The 19,332-nt window shown below is 61.1% G+C and carries 18 protein-coding genes; 10 read left to right on the top strand and 8 right to left on the bottom strand.

The window, feature by feature from the left end; genetic code table 11:
• Genes M9924_13265 through M9924_13275 form a run of 3 tightly spaced genes read left to right on the top strand, consistent with a single transcriptional unit; the run spans position 1 to position 3,012 of the window.
• The gene (locus M9924_13265) at positions 1-879 is read left to right on the top strand and encodes an ABC transporter permease (protein ID MCO5065366.1); all 879 of its coding nucleotides are present in this window, start codon (positions 1-3) and stop codon (positions 877-879) included.
• Positions 876-1,997, top strand: coding sequence for an ABC transporter permease (locus M9924_13270; GenBank protein ID MCO5065367.1), 1,122 nt, complete (start codon positions 876-878; stop codon positions 1,995-1,997). Before M9924_13265 ends, M9924_13270 begins: the two co-directional genes overlap by 4 nt.
• 43 nt (positions 1,998-2,040) lie before the next feature.
• Positions 2,041-3,012 carry an ABC transporter substrate-binding protein gene (locus M9924_13275; protein MCO5065368.1) on the top strand — a complete coding sequence of 324 codons (972 nt, stop codon included), beginning with the start codon at positions 2,041-2,043 and terminating at the stop codon, positions 3,010-3,012.
• Between the two features lie 156 nt (positions 3,013-3,168).
• Here the strand turns inward: M9924_13275 and M9924_13280 are convergent, their stop codons facing one another.
• The 3 genes from M9924_13280 to M9924_13290 all read right to left on the bottom strand — a co-directional run bounded on the left by M9924_13280 (position 3,169) and on the right by M9924_13290 (position 7,009).
• Positions 3,169-4,818 carry a thiamine pyrophosphate-binding protein gene (locus tag M9924_13280; GenBank protein MCO5065369.1) on the bottom strand — a complete coding sequence of 550 codons (1,650 nt, stop codon included), beginning with the start codon at positions 4,816-4,818 and terminating at the stop codon, positions 3,169-3,171.
• The gene (locus tag M9924_13285; GenBank protein MCO5065370.1) at positions 4,818-5,990 is read right to left on the bottom strand and encodes a CoA transferase; all 1,173 of its coding nucleotides are present in this window, start codon (positions 5,988-5,990) and stop codon (positions 4,818-4,820) included. Before M9924_13285 ends, M9924_13280 begins: the two co-directional genes overlap by 1 nt.
• Before the next feature lie 68 nt (positions 5,991-6,058).
• Positions 6,059-7,009: an alpha/beta hydrolase gene (locus M9924_13290; protein MCO5065371.1), complete on the bottom strand. Its 951-nt coding sequence runs from the start codon at positions 7,007-7,009 to the stop codon at positions 6,059-6,061.
• A gap of 161 nt (positions 7,010-7,170) precedes the next feature.
• Here M9924_13290 and ettA point away from each other — a divergent pair, with 161 nt between their 5' ends.
• Together ettA and M9924_13300 are read left to right on the top strand one after the other, a co-directional pair.
• A complete protein-coding gene (gene ettA / locus M9924_13295; protein ID MCO5065372.1) occupies positions 7,171-8,820 on the top strand; it encodes an energy-dependent translational throttle protein EttA in 1,650 nt (549 codons plus the stop codon).
• Between the two features lie 127 nt (positions 8,821-8,947).
• Positions 8,948-10,063 (top strand): beta-ketoacyl-ACP synthase III, encoded by a 1,116-nt coding sequence (locus tag M9924_13300; protein ID MCO5065373.1) that lies wholly within the window; start codon positions 8,948-8,950, stop codon positions 10,061-10,063.
• A 6-nt stretch (positions 10,064-10,069) separates the two neighbouring features.
• Here the strand turns inward: M9924_13300 and M9924_13305 are convergent, their stop codons facing one another.
• Together M9924_13305 and tsaA are read right to left on the bottom strand one after the other, a co-directional pair.
• Positions 10,070-10,378 carry a DUF2293 domain-containing protein gene (locus tag M9924_13305; protein MCO5065374.1) on the bottom strand — a complete coding sequence of 103 codons (309 nt, stop codon included), beginning with the start codon at positions 10,376-10,378 and terminating at the stop codon, positions 10,070-10,072.
• A complete protein-coding gene (tsaA, locus tag M9924_13310) occupies positions 10,378-10,887 on the bottom strand; it encodes a tRNA (N6-threonylcarbamoyladenosine(37)-N6)-methyltransferase TrmO (protein ID MCO5065375.1) in 510 nt (169 codons plus the stop codon). The genes M9924_13305 and tsaA overlap by 1 nt, the downstream gene beginning before the upstream one ends.
• Before the next feature lie 53 nt (positions 10,888-10,940).
• On the opposite strand from tsaA, the gene M9924_13315 reads away from it, so the two are divergent.
• A complete protein-coding gene (locus M9924_13315) occupies positions 10,941-11,945 on the top strand; it encodes a metalloregulator ArsR/SmtB family transcription factor (GenBank protein MCO5065376.1) in 1,005 nt (334 codons plus the stop codon).
• Positions 11,945-12,874: a methylenetetrahydrofolate reductase [NAD(P)H] gene (metF, locus tag M9924_13320; protein MCO5065377.1), complete on the top strand. Its 930-nt coding sequence runs from the start codon at positions 11,945-11,947 to the stop codon at positions 12,872-12,874. Before M9924_13315 ends, metF begins: the two co-directional genes overlap by 1 nt.
• A gap of 358 nt (positions 12,875-13,232) precedes the next feature.
• Here the strand turns inward: metF and M9924_13325 are convergent, their stop codons facing one another.
• Positions 13,233-14,150 (bottom strand): DMT family transporter, encoded by a 918-nt coding sequence (locus M9924_13325; protein ID MCO5065378.1) that lies wholly within the window; start codon positions 14,148-14,150, stop codon positions 13,233-13,235.
• A gap of 154 nt (positions 14,151-14,304) precedes the next feature.
• Between M9924_13325 and M9924_13330 the strand changes: the two genes are divergently transcribed.
• Entirely contained in the window at positions 14,305-15,537 is a 1,233-nt protein-coding gene (locus M9924_13330; protein MCO5065379.1) for an alanine racemase, read from the top strand.
• 1 nt (position 15,538) lies between these two features.
• Here the strand turns inward: M9924_13330 and M9924_13335 are convergent, their stop codons facing one another.
• Together M9924_13335 and M9924_13340 are read right to left on the bottom strand one after the other, a co-directional pair.
• On the bottom strand, positions 15,539-16,732 hold the full coding sequence (locus tag M9924_13335) for a lytic murein transglycosylase (protein ID MCO5065380.1): 1,194 nt from the start codon (positions 16,730-16,732) through the stop codon (positions 15,539-15,541).
• A 71-nt stretch (positions 16,733-16,803) separates the two neighbouring features.
• Entirely contained in the window at positions 16,804-17,634 is an 831-nt protein-coding gene (locus M9924_13340; GenBank protein MCO5065381.1) for a glycoside hydrolase family 25 protein, read from the bottom strand.
• A gap of 169 nt (positions 17,635-17,803) precedes the next feature.
• On the opposite strand from M9924_13340, the gene M9924_13345 reads away from it, so the two are divergent.
• On the top strand, positions 17,804-18,523 hold the full coding sequence (locus M9924_13345) for a DnaJ family molecular chaperone (GenBank protein ID MCO5065382.1): 720 nt from the start codon (positions 17,804-17,806) through the stop codon (positions 18,521-18,523).
• Positions 18,520-19,296, top strand: coding sequence for an N-acetylmuramoyl-L-alanine amidase (locus M9924_13350; protein MCO5065383.1), 777 nt, complete (start codon positions 18,520-18,522; stop codon positions 19,294-19,296). The genes M9924_13345 and M9924_13350 overlap by 4 nt, the downstream gene beginning before the upstream one ends.
• The last annotated feature ends 36 nt before the right edge of the window (positions 19,297-19,332 follow it).

Genomic DNA, 19,332 nt, shown 5'->3' on the forward strand with positions numbered 1-19,332 from the left:
ATGAACAGCGTGACCGAAAAGATCGTTCCGGTCGGTACCTTGCTCATCGGTATCGTGATCGGCTGGTACGTGCTTGCCGTGTTCATGAACGCGCCGTTCCAGCGCGACATGGACCGCCGCGCCAACGTGGCGCCGGGGACGATAGAGTTTCTTCAAAGCACGCTCTCGCAGGCAAAGCCGATTGTCCCCGCGCCTCACCAGGTAGCGCAAAACGTGTTCGAGAACACCTTCCTGCGCAAGGTCACGAGCAATCGCAGCCTCGTCTACCATGCGGCGGTCACGCTCTCGTCGACGCTTTTGGGCTTCACTTTCGGTACCATTCTCGGCGTGCTGATTGCGGTCGGAATCGTGCATGTCGCAGCGCTCGACCGTAGCCTCATGCCGTGGATCATCGCATCGCAAACCATCCCGATCCTTGCCATTGCGCCGATGATCATCGTCGTGCTCGCGGCGATCAACATTACCGGCCTGCTGCCCAAGGCGCTGATTTCGACCTACCTGTCCTTCTTTCCCGTGGCGGTCGGCATGGTGAAGGGCCTGCGTTCGCCCGATTTGATGCTGCTCGACCTGATGCACACATACAATGCCAGTCCTTCGCAGGTTTTCTGGAAGCTGCGCGTTCCGGCGTCGGTCCCCTTCCTATTCGCATCGATGAAAGTTGCGATTGCGGCCAGCCTCGTCGGCGCAATCGTTGGCGAATTGCCTACAGGCGCAGTCGCGGGCATCGGCGCAAAACTCCTGAGTGCGTCCTACTTTTCGAACACCATCGATATGTGGGCAGCACTCGTCGCGGGGTCGATTGTGGCGATGCTGCTGGTTGGTCTCGTGGGGCTCGCGTCCAATATTGTCGAGCATGCGATGGGCGCGCGACCGACATGAGCATTCAATCTCTTTCCTGGCAGTCCTGGGTTGTCCTCCTGCTGGCATTGATTGCGATGCTGACCCTGCCATTCACCATCGACAGCGCCGGGTTCAGCGCGGCGCAAACGGCGCTCGTGCTGGCCCTGCTGATCGGGGCCGCGATTGGAGATGGCCTGCGTCTCCCTGTTGTATCGAAGGCTGTCCTCTTTTTCCTTGCGGCGCATATTGCCGCCTGGCTGCTCATCGCCGGAATCGCAGGGCAGGAGGGCAGCGGAAGAGCCTCCTTCTTCTGCGCGATTGCCGCTGCATGGCTGCTGGCCTGGCGATGTGTCTCCCTGCTTTCCTCCGTACGTAGCCGCAGCCGACTGACCGGCGCGCTCCTGCGCATCCTGATACCGACGATATTCGGGGCGTGGATTTTGATCTTGTGGGAAGCAGTCGTGCGCGGCGCGGGCGTACCGTTCATTCTCCTGCCGCCGCCTGCAGCGGTGGGCCAGCGGCTGATGAATTCATTGCCCGTGCTTGGTGCCGATGTCCGCCAGACCATCCTGAAATCCGTGCTGATCGGATATGCGATCGGCTGCGGCGCCGGATTCGTCACGGCCATTCTGGCGGACCGCGTCGCATTCCTGCGCAAGGGGCTGCTGCCAATCGGCAATATGGTTTCCGCGCTTCCCATTATCGGAGTCGCGCCCATCATGGTCATGTGGTTCGGCTTCGACTGGCCTTCCAAGGCGGCGGTTGTCGTCGTGATGACCTTTTTCCCGATGCTGGTGAACACGGTGGCAGGACTTGCGGCCGCCAGCCACATGGAACGCGACCTCATGCGGACCTACGCGTCGGGCTACTGGCAGACGCTGTGGAAACTGCGCCTTCCGGCCGCCGCGCCCTTTATCTTCAACGCGCTGAAAATCAACTCGACGCTGGCGCTCATCGGGGCCATCGTCGCGGAGTTTTTCGGGACGCCGGTCGTCGGCATGGGCTTCCGCATTTCCACCGAAGTCGGGCGTATGAATATCGACATGGTCTGGGCCGAAATCGCAGTTGCAGCGGTCGCAGGTTCAGTCTTCTATGGCGTGATCGCCCTCATCGAGAGGGCAACGACATTTTGGCATCCGTCGATCCGCGGGGGATAGGCGGAAAATTGACAAAGTGAATCAACACCAGAGGGTCAAGCACATGAAAAAAATGACATTTTCGCTTTTCGCAACGGCGATGGCGCTGGGTGCCTTCCAGGCGCAGGCCGCCGATCCGGTAACGCTCCAACTGAAATGGGTCACGCAGAGCCAGTTTGCCGGCTACTACGTCGCCAAAGACAAGGGGTTCTATGAGGAGGAAGGGCTTGACGTGACGATCAAGCCGGGCGGCCCGGACATCGCACCCGAACAGGTCATCGCAGGTGGCGGGGCCGACGTCATTGTGGACTGGATGGGCGGCGCGCTGGCCGCGCGTGACAAGGGTGTCGGGCTGGTCAACATCGCCCAGCCGTTCAAGAAGGCCGGCATGGAACTCGTCTGCCCGAAGGATGGACCGGTCAAGACCGAAGCCGATTTCAAGGGGCACACGCTCGGCGTCTGGTTCTTCGGAAACGAGTACCCATTCTATGCCTGGATGAACAAGCTCGGCTATCCGACCGAAGGTGGTGCGGACGGCGTCACCGTGCTCAAGCAGTCCTTCGACGTGCAGCCTTTGATCCAGAAGCAGGCGGATTGCATTTCCGTCATGACCTATAACGAATATTGGCAGCTCATCGACGCCGGTTACAAGCCGGAAGACCTGATTGTGTTCAACTATTCGGCGATGGGCAACGACCTGCTTGAGGATGGCCTCTACGCGATGGAAGACAAGCTCAAGGACCCGGCCTTCGAGGACAAGATGGTCCGTTTTGTGCGCGCCTCCATGAAGGGCTGGAAATACGCCACGGAGAATCCTGACGAGGCGGCGGACATCGTCGTCGAGAACGGTGGGCAGGATGAGAACCACCAGAAGCGTATGATGGGTGAGGTCGCCAAGCTGATCGACAATGCCGATGGCAAACTGATCGAGGCAGCCTACGAACGCACCGCCAAGGCATTGCTCGACCAGAAGATCATCACCAAGGAACCGTCCGGAGCCTGGACCAGCGCGATTACGGACAAGGCGATCAAGTAGAGCCTGAACCTATTGACCTTCTCCCTGTCTTTACGGGGGTGAAGAGCGGTTCGCGAAGTGAACGAAAAGCCCCGGAATGGGCTTTTCGAGCGATGAACGCCCGGAGCCATAGCGGAGGGCTGGTGCCGGCAGGCGCATTAAGGGTGGCGCAAACGTCTATCGCTTATCGCGAATATCGGTCAGCGTTCGTGTGGGCGTAATCGCTTCCGGGTCGAGGCGAATTTCCACGATTGCGGGTTTGCCGCTCGCTCTTGCGCGCTCGAATGCGGGAGCGAAGTCGGCGGTTTTCTCGACAATCTCGCCATGCCCGCCATAGGCGCGAGCCAGCGCGGCAAAGTCGGGGTTGCGAATGTCGGTCCCGGAAACCCGGCCCGGATATTCGCGCTCCTGATGCATGCGGATGGTGCCATAGATGCCGTTGTTCACGACAACGGTGATGATCGGCAAATCATATTGCACTGCCGTGGCAAATTCCTGCCCGTGCATCATGTAGCAGCCGTCTCCAGCGAAGCACACGACGTTTCGGTCCGGGAAAACCGCTTTCGCGCCGACCGCCGCGGGCAAGCCGTAGCCCATCGAGCCGGATGTTGGAGCGGCCTGCGTTCCATAGCGCCGGAAGCGATGGAACCGATGCACCCAGGTGGCATAGTTTCCCGCGCCGTTCGTGATGATCGTATCATCCGGCAGCACGGTTTCGAGATAGGCCATGATCGGACCCATCTGCACCGAGCCGGGCCCGGTTTCGGGTGGGGTCGACCAGTCGAGATAGGATTTGTGCAGCGTTTCCGTGCGCTCGTCCCATGCGGGCGGCGTCTGGGGCAGCATATCTGCAAAGGCCCGCACGAACGCAGCCGGCGTTGCATTGATGGCAAGCGCAGGGCGATAGACCCGACCCAGTTCATTGGCGTCGGCATGGATATGGACTAGCGTCTGGTCCGGGTAGGGGCTCTTGAGCAATGTGTAGTCCGACGACGGCATCTCACCGAATCGTCCGCCGACAAGCAGAACGAGGTCGGCTTCTTTGATTGCTGCGGCAAGTTTCGGGTTCGGGCCGATCCCCACGTCGCCCGCGTAACAGGGATGGAGATTGTCGAACAGCATCTGGCGGCGGAATGAACATCCCACGGGCAGCGCCCATGCCTCTGCCGCCTTTTCAATGTCGGACTTGGCTTTCGCCGACCAGCGGGTGCCGCCCAGAATGACGAATGGCCGCTTCGCATTGGAAAGCAGGTCGGCAAGCTGGCGCATCTCGGCATGACCCGGAGATGTCTCGACCGGTGTTGCGGGCAGGGCGTCGGGCGCTTCCGCTTCCGATGTCAGCATGTCCTCGGGCAGGGCAATCACGACCGGGCCGGGGCGCCCGGAGGTGGCGACTGCGAATGCGCGTGTGACCAACTCCGGAATCCGCGCGGCGTCGTCGATCTCGACCACCCATTTGGCAATGTCGCCGAAGAAGCGCTTGTAGTTTACCTCCTGAAAAGCCTCGCGCTCGCGAATGCCAGTGGCGATCTGGCCGATGAAAAGAATCATCGGGACCGAATCCTGCATCGCGATGTGCACGCCGGCCGACGCGTTCGTCGCCCCTGGGCCGCGCGTGACGAAACAGACGCCGGGACGCCCGGTCAGCCTGCCCTCGCAGTCGGCCATCATCGCCGCCCCGCCTTCCTGCCGGCACACGATGGTCCTGATCGGGGAATCGTAGAGCGCGTCCAGCACCGCGAGGTAACTCTCGCCGGGAACGCAGAAGATGCGTTCTACGCCGTTGGCTTCCAGTGCCTCGACGATCAATTTTCCGCCGGTTCTCATCATTCGTGCTTGTCCAGTTCCGCGAGGATTTCCGCCGTATGCTCGCCGAGCCGGGGCGATGGGCGGTCATAGGTGAGGCGTGTGCCGGAGAGCAGTATCGGCGTGCGGACGGACGGCAGCCGGCTTCCGTGCCCGTCCTCCAGTTCGAGATGCATGCCGCGTGCGATGGCCTGGGGGTCTGCGAATGCCTGCCCGATATTGTTGATGGGGCTGGCGGGCACCCCTGCCTTTTCCAGCGCCGCGAGAAGCGCATCGCGTTCGAAAGCCGCCAGCGCGGGAAGCATCCGCGCCCGCAGCGCGTCCCGGTTCGCAACGCGCGCCGCGTTGGTCGCGAAATCCGGGCGCTCCGCGCAATCATCGAGACCGACGACGCCGCAGAACTTGCGGAACTGCCCGTCATTGCCCACGGCGAGAATGAAATGGCCGTCCTTTGCTGACAGCACCTCATAGGGCGCGATGTTGGGATGGGCATTGCCCATCTGCACGGGGGGCTTGCCGGAGACGAGATAGTTCAGGTTCTGGTTTGCGAGTACGCCCATCTGGGTGTCGAGCAGGGCCATGTCGATCTGCTGGCCTTGCCCCGTCGCTTCCGCGTGTCGAAGCGCCGCCTGAATGGCGATCACCGAATAGAGGCCGGTGAAGATGTCGGTCACTGCCACGCCGACCTTCTGAGGTTCCCCGCCTGCCGGGCCGGTGATCGACATCAGTCCGGACATGCCTTGCACGATGAAGTCATAACCGGCGCGCGCCGCGTAAGGACCGGTCTGCCCGAAGCCCGTGATGGAGCAATAGACGAGGCGCGGATTGTCGGCCTTCAGCGATTCATAGTCGAGGCCGTATTTCTTCAGTCCGCCGAGCTTGAAATTCTCGATGACGACATCGGCGCCGGCAACGAGTTTTCGCACGATCGCCGCGCCCTCCGGCGTGGAGAAGTCTATCGCGATGGAGCGTTTGCCACGATTGCAGGCGTGGAAATAGGCAGCCGAGAGGTTCTCTCCGTCTGCACCTTCCACGAATGGCGGTCCCCATTTGCGGGTGTCGTCGCCGCCTTCCGGGCTTTCCACCTTGATGACGTCCGCGCCAAGATCGGCGAGCAATTGCCCGGCCCACGGACCGGCGAGGATACGAGCAAGCTCGATGACACGGATGCCGTGAAGTGGAGGATTTGCCATTTCGTTCAAATCAACAGGTCCTGACCCGAGCCTTTCAGGGCTGCCAATACAGCCGCGCCCGGATTCTGTCACCCATCCTGCACTGGTCCAGCATTTACGATTGCGTCGGCCCATTCCACGAAATCGGCCATGACCTCATCGCGGTTGATGTCGTTGAGAGATTCGTGGAGCGCTTGAGGATAAATCCTTGTAACGAGATTCGAAAACCGCATCGCATCGAACCTGCGCGCAATCGCTTCAACTGCCTTGCCGCCATCGGTAGCAGGGTCCTTCTCGCCGCCAACCAGCAGCAAGGGCAGGTCGCGGTCGACCTGAACATAGTTCTTGTCGCGGGCATCCGAGATGATGAAGCCGAAGAGGTCGCGCCACAGCGATATGGATGCGTCCCACCCGCAGAAGGGGTCGGCAATGTATTTGTCCACTTCGTTCGGGTCGCGCGATAGCCAGTCGAAAGGGGTGCGCGCGTTGGGAACAGTCTTTGCCCATGCCCGAAATGTCAGGCGCGGGAGCATCCGCGACGGCGTGTCGGAGCCAAGCCGCATGCGCTCCCACGCCAGCACGAGCAGCGCGACGCGGCCCAGCACGCCCGCTGAGACATTTGCGTTGAAGATCGCCGCACCCTTCAGATGTGACGAGCGCTCCTGAATGTAATTCAGCGCGATGATGCCGCCCATGGAGTGCCCGAACAGGATCAGCGGTAGTGTCGGATGCTCACGCTTGATGAGATCGTGCATCGCCGAAATATCGGCCAGAACCTTGGCGCGCCCGTTCTTCCACGCAAAAACGCCGAGCGGGGCGTCCGGCGCGGTGGTCGATCCGTGGCCGCGATGGTCATGCGCATAGGTGTGATAGCCGCATTGCGCCAGGAAATCCGCGAACCGCGCATAACGCCCGGCATGCTCGGCAAGTCCATGATTGACATGAACTATCCCGCGCGGCCTGCCTTCGGCTTTGCGGATGTAGTAGTTTATCATCGCGCCAGTCGGCGATTGAAGCACACGCTGCTCGCTGAACCGCATCAAGTCCTCCGAACCGGTGGCGACTGTTGGACGATGCCGATTGTGGCGTCAAGTGCGGCGCAATTCTTGGCTTGTGCGGGCAGAATGGCGATTGCCGTTTTGCGCGCGCTCGCCTACATAGCGCGCAATTCTCCGATCATCGAAGACAGGACAGGCAAAGCGTGGCTCGCCAATTCATCTACCATATGTCCGGCCTGACCAAGGCTTACGGCACCAAGAAGGTGCTCGATAACGTGCATCTTTCCTTCTATCCCGACGCCAAGATCGGCATCCTCGGCCCCAACGGCGCGGGCAAGTCCACCATCCTGCGCATCATGGCGGGCATGGACAAGGAATATTCGGGCGAGGCGTGGCTGGCCGAAGGCGCGACCGTGGGCTACCTCGCGCAGGAGCCGCAGCTCGATGCGAACAAGACGGTGTTCGAGAACGTCATGGACGGCGTTGCGAAAATGACCGCCATCATCGAACGCTACAATGAGCTGATGATGAACTACTCCGACGAGACGGCGGATGAGTCGGCCAAGCTTCAGGACGAGATGGACCGCCTCAACCTCTGGGACCTCGAGCAGCAGATCGAGATGGCGATGGATGCGCTGGCCTGTCCGCCGAAGGATGCCGACGTGACCAAGCTGTCCGGTGGCGAGCGCCGCCGCGTTGCGCTTTGCCGCCTGCTGCTCGAACAGCCCGATCTGCTGCTGCTCGACGAGCCGACCAACCACCTCGACGCCGAGACGACCGCATGGCTGGAAAAGCATCTGCGCGCCTATCCGGGCGCAGTGCTGATCATCACCCACGACCGCTACTTTCTCGACAACGTTACTGGCTGGATTCTCGAACTCGACCGTGGCCGCAGCATTCCATATGAAGGCAATTACACCGCCTATCTGGAAGCCAAGGCCAAGCGGCTCAAGCAGGAAGGCCGCGAGGACGACGCCCGCCAGAAGGCGATCACGCGCGAGCGTGAATGGATCGCGTCCAGTCCGAAAGCGCGACAAACCAAATCCAAGGCACGCATCAAGGCGTTCGAGGAACTGCTTGAACAGGCCGACAGCCGCAGGCCGACCGATACCCAGATCGTCATTCCGCATGGCGAACGGCTTGGCAACGTGGTTATCGAAATCGACGGGCTTTCGAAAGGGTATGGCGACCGGTTGCTGATTGACGACCTGTCGTTCAAGCTTCCGCCCGGCGGCATTGTGGGCGTCATCGGACCGAACGGCGCGGGCAAGACGACCTTGTTCCGCATGATTACGGGTCAGGAGAAGCCGGATCAGGGCTCCATTCGCGTCGGCGAGACGGTAAAGCTCGGTTATGTCGACCAGAGCCGCGATGCGCTCGACCCCAACAAGACCGTCTGGGAGGAAATCTCCGGCGGTGCGGAGGTGGTCAAGCTCGGCAAGTTCGACGCGAACACGCGCGCCTATTGCTCGTCCTTCAACTTTCGCGGCGGCGACCAGCAGCAGAAGGTCGGCAACCTGTCCGGCGGCCAGCGGAACCGCGTGCACCTCGCCAAGATGCTGCGCACGGGCGGCAACGTGCTGCTCCTCGACGAGCCGACCAATGACCTCGACACCGAAACGCTGGCCGCACTTGAGGATGCGCTCGAAAGTTTTGGCGGCTGTGCAGTCATCATCAGCCACGACCGCATGTTCCTCGACCGTCTGGCGACGCATATTCTCGCCTTTGAGGGCGACAGCCATGTGGAATGGTTCGAGGGCAATTTCGAGGATTACGAGCAGGACAAGATCCGCCGTCTCGGGCCGGAGGCGGTCAATCCGCATCGCATGACCTACAAGCGGCTGACACGCTGAGCTTTACGCCGCTCCGGTACTGCATTGGGGCGGCGACTTCCTTCCGCCGCGATTCTGGCGTAAATGGCGCACGCAACTGCGAAGATGCGCGCTGGTCGGCAGTCGCGCGTGTGAAAGAAAGACCTTCATGAATCGCGTTATCATCAGCGGCATCGGGGTGGAAATTCCCGAAGCGGTTGTCACCAATGACGAGCTTGTCGCAAGTTTCAACGCATGGGTCGATCAGGAGAACGCACGGCGCGAGGGCACAGGCGCGGAGCCATTGGCCAAGTCTTCCTCTGAGTTCATCGAGCATGCCTCCGGCATTCGCACGCGGCATATGATCGACCGTGAGGGTGTGCTCGATCCGGCCCGCATGGCGCCACGCATTGCACCGCGCCCAGACGAAGCGCTTTCGGTGGAAGCCGAGTTCGGCATCGCGGCGGCACGCCGCGCGATCGAGCATGCCGGGTGCAGGCCGCAGGACATCGACCTGGTGATCTGTTCCGCGTCGCATCACCAGCGGCCCTATCCGGCGATTGCGATTGAAATTCAGAATGCGCTCGGGACCTCGGGGGCAGGCTTCGACATGGGGCTGGGCTGTTCGTCGGCTGCGGCTGCCTTGCACGTCGCCTGCAATATGGTGCGATCCGGCGGACAGAAGCGCATCCTTGTTGTTGTGCCCGAAATCGTCACGTCGCCGCTCGATTTCCGTGACCGGCAGACACATTTTATTTTTGGAGACGCCGCCGTCGCGATGGTGGTCGAGCCGCGCAACGGCCGCCGTTCCGGTCGTTTCGAGGTGATCGATACGAGGACATGGACGCAGCTTTCTTCCAATATCCGCAACAATCTCGGCTTTCTGACGCGCTCGGAGCAGGAAGACCCATACCTCATCAGGCTTGAGGGAAACCTGATCAAGCAGGTGGGCAACAAGGTTTTCAAGGAGGTCACGGTCGCCGGCCACAAATTCATCGTGGATTTCCTTGCCCATCACGACCTGACGCCGAACGACATGCGCCGTTTCTGGCTGCATCAGGCCAATGCCCGCATGAATGCGATGATCCTCAAGCTCGCCTTCGGGGAAGAGGTGGGCCATGACCGCGCGCCGATGGTGCTGGACAGGCTTGGCAACACGGCTGCTGCTGGCGCAATCGTTGCTCTCAAGGAAAACCATGAGGACATGAAGACCGGCGATTATGGGCTGCTCTGCGCATTTGGCGCGGGATATTCCATCGGCGGCGCGCTGATGAGGATGATGTAAACGAGCCTAAATCTCCTCGTCGTCGGGGTCGAGAAGGCGCGTCGCGCGCCAATGCGTCAGCACCTCATTGGTCTTGTCGATCACGAAGAAGCGCGCTGATTCCCGGTCGTAGCCTTCATCGAGGAGACGGTCATAGTCGGTATGCTGGTGGCGAACATGCGCGACGGTGGCTAGCCAGACCGCGACCGAGGGCGGCAGGCTCTTCATATGAACGGAGTTGGCCTCGCTCCTGATGACTTCCGTTTCCGAATAGGGCGCCCAGGGCAGGAGTGCCGTCAGCGCCTTGGCAATCGCTCGCTGGCGTTGCGTTGCCACTATCTGCCATCCGCGCGCTTCGCATCGGGTACGGAGTCCGTCGAAGCGTAATAGGGCTTGATGTCGATGACCGGCGTTCCGTCCAGCACGTCGATGCCTTCCAGCGTCAAGGTGCCCCTGTCACGGTCCAGCGCCAGCAGACGCACGACATGAAGGCCGACGGGATTGGGCCGGGCAGGGGAGCGAAGCGCGAAAACGCCTTTCGAATCGGGCGCATGGCGCGGCTTTTGCACAATCAGATTCCGCTGCGCCCGATCAAGCCAGGTCAGCACCACGATGTGGCTGAAGCCCTCCAGCCCGGTCAGCCCCTCGCGCCAGCGCGGATCGACCTCTACGGTGGCGGGCTGCTTTGTGTCACGCGCCGCCGCTACGTTCTTGGGACAGGTCTCGCGGTCCAGCCATGGCGAGCGAATGCGCCCGATGAAAACGACATAGCCGTCGCCGGGCAGTTTGGCCGGATCGAAGTCGAGCGAGATTTCGCCCTCTCTTTGCTCAGTCGTCACTTGCATCATCTTCTCGTTTCACATAAAGATATGTTTATGTCTTTTGTGGATGGTTCGCCATGCGCGTCACATTGAACAGGGTCGTTGATAGCTTGAAGGCGGCTGCCGAATCCAGTCGCTTGCGCATTCTCGTGTTGCTGACGCATGGGGACCTGACGGTTTCGGACCTGACCGAAATCCTGAACCAGTCGCAGCCGCGCGTCTCCCGCCATCTTCGGCTTCTGCTGGAGGCAGGCTTGATCGACCGCTACCAGGAGGGATCGTGGGCGTTCTTCCGGCTGACGGACATGCAGGACGACCGCGAATTCGTGAAAGGGCTGGTCGGGCGCATCGATGATGCCGACGCGCAGGTTCAGCGCGACCTTGAGCGGCTTGGCGACGTCAAGCGGCGCAGGCAGGACGCGGCGCGGCTCTATTTCTCCGAACATGCGGAAAGGTGGGATGAGCTTCGTTCGCTGCACGTGCCGGACAAGGCCGTCGAGGCCGCGCTCGTGAAGCTGATCGGAAAGCGTCCTTTCCAGTCGATGCTGGACCTCGGAACCGGGACCGGCCGGCTGCTGGAGATTCTGGCTCCATGTTACACGCGGGGCGTCGGCATAGACCTTTCACGCGAAATGCTGGCGGTGGCCCGCGCCAATCTTGACCGCGCAGGCGTCACCCATGCGCAGGTTCGCCAGGGCGACATTTTCGCCGCCCAGATCGAGCGAAACGCATTCGATCTGGTGACGATGCACCAGGTGCTCCACTATCTCGACGATCCGGCGCGCGCGGTGCGCGAGGCGGCGCGCATGCTCCGGCCCGCCGGTCGGCTGATCGTGGTGGATTTCGCGCCGCATTCGCTCGAGGTCCTGCGTGACAAGCACGCCCACCAGCGCCTCGGATTCTCCGACCAGCAGATGCGGGAGTGGTTCGAGGCGGCTGGTCTGCGGATGGAGGAGGTGCAGTCCTTCTCGCCCGCCCAGCCGAGTGACGATAAGCTCACCGTCAAGCTCTGGCTTGGCCGCGACGAGCGCCTTCTGATTGCCGATCCCATCGCCAACCATGATGCAAGAGTGACCGCCTGATGTCTCAATCCCGCTTTTCGCGCCGCCCGGATCTCGGCGACCGCATCAAGGTTTCCTTCGAGTTCTTTCCGCCGAAATCGGACGAGATGGAGGCGCGGCTCTGGGGCACTGTGAAAAGGCTGGAACCCTTGCAGCCGCATTTCGTGTCGGTTACCTATGGCGCGGGCGGGTCTACCCGCGAGCGCACGGCTCGCACGGTGGGCCGCATCTTGTCGGACACCTCGCTTCTGCCTGCGGCACACCTGACCTGCATCGACGCCTCGCGCGAGCAGGCTGACGGCGTCATAAGCCAGTTCGTCGATCTCGGCGTGAAGCGTTTCGTCGCTTTGCGCGGGGACCCTGTTGCGGGCGTCGGCACGCGCTATCAGCCGCATCCTGACGGCTACGCCAATGGCGCCGAGATGGTCGCCGCAATCAGCCGCCATGGGGATTTCGACATATCCGTGTCGGCCTATCCCGAAAAGCACCCGGAAAGTCCCGATTTTGCCACTGACATCGACATGCTGAAGCGCAAGGTCGATGCAGGAGCAACGCGGGCGATCACCCAGTTCTTCTTCGACAACGACCTCTATGAGCGCTTTGTGGAGCGCGTGCGCAGGGCCGGAATCTACATTCCGATCGTTCCGGGAATCCTTCCCGTGCACAACATCAAGCAGGTCGGCAATTTTTCAGCGCGCGCCGGAGCACATGTGCCGGGGTGGCTGAGTGAACGCTTCGAGGGCCTCGAAAACGATCCCCAGACTCATGCGCTGGTGGCCGCGGCGGTTGCCGCCGAACAGGTCCTTGACCTCATTGAGCGGGGCGTAGGTGATTTCCATTTCTATACGATGAACCGCGCCGACCTTGCCTTTGCCATTTGCCATATGATTGGCGTCAGGCCGCAAGCCGCCAGCCGCGATGGTGCCGATCTGACATCCGCTGCCGCCTGAATACAGGGCAAAGCAAAAGGCCGGGCTTGAAACCCGGCCTTCTGGAACTGTCGTTGTGCCTGAGATAGTTGCGCCGCTCTCGGGGCTTAGGGCAGGACACCCATTATGAGGGCGCCCACGAATGCAAAAGCAGCACAAAACATGAGAGCGTTAAGTGGCCTTGTCAGTCCCATGCATAGCCTCCTCAACTAAAGAGCTACATCGCGGAATCTAGGAGGATTTTGGCGCCGGGCAAGCGCAAAATATGCTGCATTGCGACAGGATTGTGAAAAATGCGACCCCATTCCGGCCATTTCGTGTTTAGTTCCAAGAACATAACAGCCCGAAACATTCCGTGAAAAAATTTTTGACCGACTGGTCAAAGGCGTGTGAACAGACGACCGTCGATGGTGACCAGACCTAGACCGATCAACGCCATGCCGGCTAATTCAAAAGACTCCAGCCTTTCTCCCAGAAATACCGCGCCAAGCAACACTGCGCTTGCCGGAACGATCAGCGTGACGAGCGAGGCATTGGTCGCGCCCGCCGATGCCACGATGCGAAAAAAGAGAATATAGGCAAAGGCCGTTGAAAGGAGCGCCAGCGCAAGCACTGCCGCCCAAACCGATGAGCTGACCGCCAGCAAGGGCGATGGATCGTAGAGCCCCGATACGACCGGAAGCATGATGATCGTGGAGGCCGTGAGTTGGCCTGCGGCAACCAGCGGAGCAGGGACGCCGACGAAGAACCTGCGGGCAAACAACAGAGCGAACGCATAGGAAAGTGCTGCGCCGACGAGCGCGAATTTTGCCCAGACCGGTCCGCCCAATCCGGCAACGATCCCCGGCCCGATCATCACGGCGGTCCCGGCGATGCCGAGCAATATTCCGGCGACCTTGTTCCAGGTGAGCATCTCGTCGCTCGACAGAAGGCTCGCGATGATAAGTGTCCAAACGGGAGTGGTTGCATTGAGAACCGACGCCAAACCTGCTCCCATCTGGGTCTGGCCGGCAAAGATCAACGAAAACGGGATGACGTTGTTGAGCAATGCGAGGCCGAAAAAGGGTACGGTCTTTGCAAGGGCAGGTGCAAAGGAGGGGCCTGCGACAAGCAGATAGAGTTGCAGGGCAATGGCGGCGATGCCGACGCGCAGGAGCACGAGCATGAGCGGCTGGACTTCGGCTACCGCAACGCGTGCGAAGAAGAATGAACCGCCCCAGATCGCACCAAGCAGGAGCAACAGGCTCCAGTCCCGGGCGGACATGGAGGGCGAGGTTGCCGATTGCGCGATGGCCATGATGTTTTCCTGCTGAAGCTGTCGCTGTTCCCGTATGGCCTGATTCCTTTTGCTGCCACCCGATTTGGGACAAAACAGAAATCATGCTGACATGTTTCGGTGGTTCCGTCCGTGCCTCAAACCAAATAGGGTTCGGCCAATTTCGAGGTGTTGAATGCAGCGATTCGAAAATGCGCGTGATGCGGCCCTGACGCTACGACCAGATTCGCCCGTCTATTGCTTCAGGCCGGAGGTGCTGAAGGCCGATGCGCGCCGCTTCATGGACATGTTCCCGGGCAGAACAGCCTATGCGGTCAAGACAAATGGCGAGGAGCTGGTCTTGCGCACCCTGGCGGATGCAGGCGTGACGCTTTTCGATGTCGCCTCGCCGGGCGAGTTCCAGGCGGTACGGTCCGTCTCACCGAAGGCCGAAATGATCTATATGCATCCGGTCAAGGCCCAGTCCGACATCAGGCTTGCACTGGAAACCTATGGCATCAGGGTGCTTGCCGTGGACCATGAAGACGAGGTTGCGAAGCTCACCCGTATCGTGCGCGCGCTCGACATCGACCCGGCATCGGTGACGGTCTTCGTGCGGGTTCAGACGAAAGGACAGGCAGCCTACGAACTGTCCAAGAAGTTCGGTGCGGGCCCGGCCCATGCCGTTGAGATCAGCGAGCGGCTGAACAAGATCGGATACAAGGTTGGCCTGTGCTTCCACGTCGGAAGCCAGATCGAGGACCCCGACACCTATGAACGCGCGCTGGCTTCCGCCGACTGGGTGCGCAACAGGTTGAGCTTCGACATTGCCGGGCTGGACGTCGGAGGCGGGTTCCCGGCCGAATATGGGCTCGATCCGAACAGCCGGAAGCCGCCCATGCCCTCGCTCGCGCAGTTGATGTCGCGCCTGCGCGGCGATCTCAGGGAATATGGGTTCGATGAAATTCCGCTCGTCGCCGAACCGGGCCGTGTGATCGTGGCAAGGGCGTTTTCGCTGATCGTCCGGGTCCTGCTGCGCAAAGGTCGCCGCCTCTACATCAATGACGGTATCTGGGCGTCGCTTTCGGATAGCTGGACCGGAAAGATCACCTTGCCCGCACGCTACATACCCGATCCGGCGATCAAGAGCAGGGCAGGTGAAGCCAGGAAGATCGTGCCGTTCCGCGTCTGCGGCGCGACCTGCGATTCGGTCGATATATTGTCACGTCCCTTCTGGCTGCCGGAATCCGTGCACACTGGCGACTGGATCGAAATCGGCCATATCGGCGCCTATTCGCTATCGCTGCGCACGCGGTTCAACGGTTTTTATCCGGACACTTTCGTGGAAGTCACGACGCCGTTCGACGAGGGAGACGCGCCGGAAGGCTTTGCGAGCCTCGAAACCATGGCCGGCGCGACCGATTTGTAGATCAAAGGCTTCGCAGCAACTCCTGCGTTGGCCATCCGTCGACAATGAGTCCAAGGCGCATCTGCTCCTGCCGGACGGCTTCACGCGTGTTCGTTCCAAGCACGCCGTCCACTGTGCCGACATCATAGCCGCGCGCTTCGAGTTTTGTCTGCAATGCTTTCATTTCATCAAAGGAAAGGGCGTCGGTCGGCTGGCGCTTTTCGAAAGGCGGTGCGCCTGCAAGCTGGTCGGCAAGGTTCGCTGCGGTCAGCGTGTAGATGCCCGACTGGTTCCATTGCAGATACACGTCATAATTGTCGAAAACCAGAAAGGCCGGGCCCTGATGGCCCATCGGCAGCACGAGGCCCGCATTGAGGCCCGCATTGAGGCCGTTGTCGGCGAGCGGCTTGCCGTCGCGGTCGGTGACGCCCCAGCCGATCCATTGGGAAAGCGGCAGCTTGTTTTCCCGCCCGGTCTGGTCCCAGGGCAAGGTGTCGGGCACCCGCACTTCCTTGATCCAGGGTTGGCCCCGCTTCCAGCCACGGGAGAGAATCTTGTTCGCGGTGGTCATGATGACATCGGCAGGGTCGTTGCGGAGGTCGACCATGCCGTCGCCGTCGCCATCGATGCCGCGCAACAGATAGTCCGAGGGCAGGATCTGCGTCTGGCCAACTTCTCCCGCCCATGCACCCTTTACATCCACGGGCAGTGTTCCAGTGTCGAACAGCTTGAGCAGCGGCACGATCTGCGGCCGGAACAGGTCGGGGCGGCGGCAATCATGTGCCAGCGTGACGAGCGCGTTCAGCGTGCCGAAATTGCCCTGCACGGCTCCGAAATCCGTCTCCAGCGCCCAGAATGCGGCGATAACCGGTCCCGGCACCCCGAATTCCTGTTCAGCATGGGAAAAAACGTCCGCATATTTCTTGAGATTGACCGCACCCTGCTTCAATCGGTAGTCGGAAATCATCCGGTCGGAAAACTGGATGAAACTCTGCGAGAAAACGCTCTGGGCGCGGTCGCGTTTCAGCACATCCGGATCGATGCGCGCATTGTCGAGCGCCGCAAGCCCGGTTTGACCCACGCCTGCCTGTTGCGCCTCGGCATGCATCGCGGCTTTCCATTCGGCAAAATCGCCGCCGCACTGCTGGGCAAGCGAAGGCGACGCCGCCACGACAGCGGCGGCGACCAAGAGCGAAAGTTGAACTTTGCGACACATTGCGCGGCTGTTGCCCGGCACTTGAGACGAAAATGTGATGGGGCAGAAGCGCGGCCTGCGCACCCGGACCGTCAATGCGCGTTTTGCGCCACCCAGCGCTTCCATTCGCTGTGCGTGCCGTTGAACACATTGATATCGGCATTGCCGCGAATCCCGGGGATCACGCCTGTTCCGGTGTATTGCCAGAAAGTGAATGGATGGCTCCCGTATTTCTCGCTGGGATGACCGGCAACGGAACGCAACCAGTATCGGTAGCCGCGGAAGGTCGACAGATTGTTGTCGTCGAAGAAATCGATCGAAGTATAGATGATGGGCTTCTTGCCGTAGTGCCGCTCGACAATGTCGAGGAAGATCTTCATCTCGCTGCGTACCTTGTCCGCCGGGGGACGGATCTTGCAGGTGGGAGAATCGGGGTTCCATTCCATGTCCAGCACGGGCGGCATCGCGCCTTTTTCGCGCGGGACATTGCGGATGTACCATGCGGCCTGATCGGCGGCGGGACGGCAGAAGTAGTAGAAGTGGTAGGCTCCGCGCGGCACGCCGGCCACGCGCGCGTTTGTCCAGTGGTCGCGGAACTTGTCGTCCACGCGGTCGCCGCCTTCAGTGGCCTTCACGAATGCGAAGGAAATGCCGCTCGAACGCGCCGCCTGCCAATCGATGTCGGGCTGGTATTTTGAAACGTCGGTGCCGTGGATCGCATATTGCCACGGCGTTTCGGCCTGCCAGTCGTGCGGGTCATTGTCGCCGAAGCGCGGGAAGCTTTTTGCGATGCTGCCGGTGACGGGTCCGGTTGCGACCGCGTTGTATTGTCCGTCCGGCATGAGGTCGTCGACCGTCGAGCAGGCGCTCAACATGCCCGCCGCCAGAACAACGCCGATCCGCCACCTCGAGTTGAAAGACATCCCGTCCCCGAATGAATATTGGGCCATTATGCAGACAAAGCGCCCGAAAGTCACGATGCTGATATCGGCATATGCCGCACTTATGGTTGATTTTGCGTTGACGCGTTTCGTTCCCCGTTTTGTGCCGGGGCGGGTATCATTGCCGGGCAGTTGATACTAATAAGACGCCATGTCCATCTGGCAGAAACTCGGCGAGTTCGCCACGCGTGCTTCGGCGGCTGTGCGCACCGGCGCATCGTCCGTCGTCGCCGCCGTGCGCACGGCATTCGGAGGGGATCCCGAATTGCGCCGCAAGGTCGCGTTCTCGGTCGCCATGATTGCGCTTTCGGCGAAGATGGCGAAGGCCGACGGCGTTGTCACGCAGGATGAAATCCGTGCGTTTCATGAGATATTCTCAGCGCCGGACAAGGAATTGCGCAACGTCGCGCGGCTCTACGAACTGGCGCAGGCCGATACGGCGGGCTTCGAGGCATATGCCGAGCAGGTGGCAAGGCTTTGCGGTACCGGCGGACAGAATTGCGCGGTGCTGGAGGACATTCTCGACGGGCTGTTCCACATCGCGAAGGCGGACGGCGTTCTGCACGAGCGCGAAGACCGCTTCCTGCACCGCATCGCCGAAATCTTCGGGATCGGGGATGACCACTACCGCAGCATCGTGGCGAGGCATCTCGATCTGGGCGAGGCCGACCCTTATGTGGTGTTGGGCGTTTCCCGTTCGAAGCCGTTCGAGGATATTCGCAGCACCTATCGCAAGCTGGTTGCGGAAAATCATCCCGACCGATTGATCGGTCGTGGCATGCCCGAAGAGTTTGTCGCTATCGCGACGCGCAGGCTTTCCGCGATCAATGCGGCGTTCGAGTTCATCGAGCGGGAGCGAAAGGCGGCATGACGGGTTTCGTCGCGGAGCATCCGGGAGCGGAGGTGCACGTTTCGCCCAATTTCGGCCCGCGCGCGAATGGACAGGCCCCGGATATGATCCTGCTGCACTATACCGGCATGGAGACGGGTCTTGGCGCGGAGGAATGGCTCTGCAATCCAGCCAGCGAAGTGTCCTCGCACTATCTGGTGCATGAAGACGGGCGCGTGATTCAAATGGTGCGGGAGGCGGATCGGGCCTGGCATGCGGGAAAGAGTTTCTGGCGTGGCGTTACCGACATAAATTCCTGTTCGGTCGGCGTAGAGATCGTCAATCCCGGCCATGCGTTCGGCTATAGGGACTTTCCCGAGGCGCAGATGGCGAGCGTCATCAGTCTGTGTTGCGGCATTGTGGCGCGTTACGCCATGCGGCCCGAGCGCGTGCTGGCGCATTCGGACGTCGCACCCGGCCGCAAGGTCGACCCCGGCGAAAAGTTCGACTGGCGAAGGCTGGCGCGCCACGGTCTCGGCCATTTCGTCGAGCCCGAGCCAATTCGCATCGGGCCCGTGCTGAAACCCGGTGATCGCGGAATAAGGGTCCAGACGCTGCAATCCATGCTCGGAATGTATGGGTATTCCGTCGAAATCAGCATGGAATTCGACCGGCAGACGCAGTCCGTCGTAACCGCATTTCAGCGTCACTTCCGACCCGCGCTTATCGACGGTCTGGTCGACCGCTCGACCGGCGCGACCCTGCTCAAGCTTATCCGATCCCTGCCGAATTGCATGAACTGGGATGTCGCGTAGTATTTCACGCTGAAATAAACTGTGATTGTTCGCGTC

It is taken from the genome of Rhizobiaceae bacterium (assembly GCA_023953835.1).
GTDB lineage: Bacteria > Pseudomonadota > Alphaproteobacteria > Rhizobiales > Rhizobiaceae > Mesorhizobium_G.

Excerpts from the sequence above, each read along its gene's own strand:
- M9924_13265 (MCO5065366.1), top strand. The coding sequence starts at position 1 with ATGAACAGCGTGACCGAAAAGATCGTTCCGGTCGGTACCTTGCTCATC.
- M9924_13270 (MCO5065367.1), top strand. The coding sequence starts at position 876 with ATGAGCATTCAATCTCTTTCCTGGCAGTCCTGGGTTGTCCTCCTGCTG.
- M9924_13275 (MCO5065368.1), top strand. The coding sequence starts at position 2,041 with ATGAAAAAAATGACATTTTCGCTTTTCGCAACGGCGATGGCGCTGGGT.
- M9924_13280 (MCO5065369.1), bottom strand. The coding sequence starts at position 4,818 with ATGAGAACCGGCGGAAAATTGATCGTCGAGGCACTGGAAGCCAACGGC.
- M9924_13285 (MCO5065370.1), bottom strand. The coding sequence starts at position 5,990 with ATGGCAAATCCTCCACTTCACGGCATCCGTGTCATCGAGCTTGCTCGT.
- M9924_13290 (MCO5065371.1), bottom strand. The coding sequence starts at position 7,009 with ATGCGGTTCAGCGAGCAGCGTGTGCTTCAATCGCCGACTGGCGCGATG.
- M9924_13300 (MCO5065373.1), top strand. The coding sequence starts at position 8,948 with ATGAATCGCGTTATCATCAGCGGCATCGGGGTGGAAATTCCCGAAGCG.
- tsaA (MCO5065375.1), bottom strand. The coding sequence starts at position 10,887 with ATGCAAGTGACGACTGAGCAAAGAGAGGGCGAAATCTCGCTCGACTTC.
- M9924_13315 (MCO5065376.1), top strand. The coding sequence starts at position 10,941 with ATGCGCGTCACATTGAACAGGGTCGTTGATAGCTTGAAGGCGGCTGCC.
- metF (MCO5065377.1), top strand. The coding sequence starts at position 11,945 with ATGTCTCAATCCCGCTTTTCGCGCCGCCCGGATCTCGGCGACCGCATC.
- M9924_13325 (MCO5065378.1), bottom strand. The coding sequence starts at position 14,150 with ATGGCCATCGCGCAATCGGCAACCTCGCCCTCCATGTCCGCCCGGGAC.
- M9924_13330 (MCO5065379.1), top strand. The coding sequence starts at position 14,305 with ATGCAGCGATTCGAAAATGCGCGTGATGCGGCCCTGACGCTACGACCA.
- M9924_13335 (MCO5065380.1), bottom strand. The coding sequence starts at position 16,732 with ATGTGTCGCAAAGTTCAACTTTCGCTCTTGGTCGCCGCCGCTGTCGTG.
- M9924_13340 (MCO5065381.1), bottom strand. The coding sequence starts at position 17,634 with ATGTCTTTCAACTCGAGGTGGCGGATCGGCGTTGTTCTGGCGGCGGGC.
- M9924_13345 (MCO5065382.1), top strand. The coding sequence starts at position 17,804 with ATGTCCATCTGGCAGAAACTCGGCGAGTTCGCCACGCGTGCTTCGGCG.
- M9924_13350 (MCO5065383.1), top strand. The coding sequence starts at position 18,520 with ATGACGGGTTTCGTCGCGGAGCATCCGGGAGCGGAGGTGCACGTTTCG.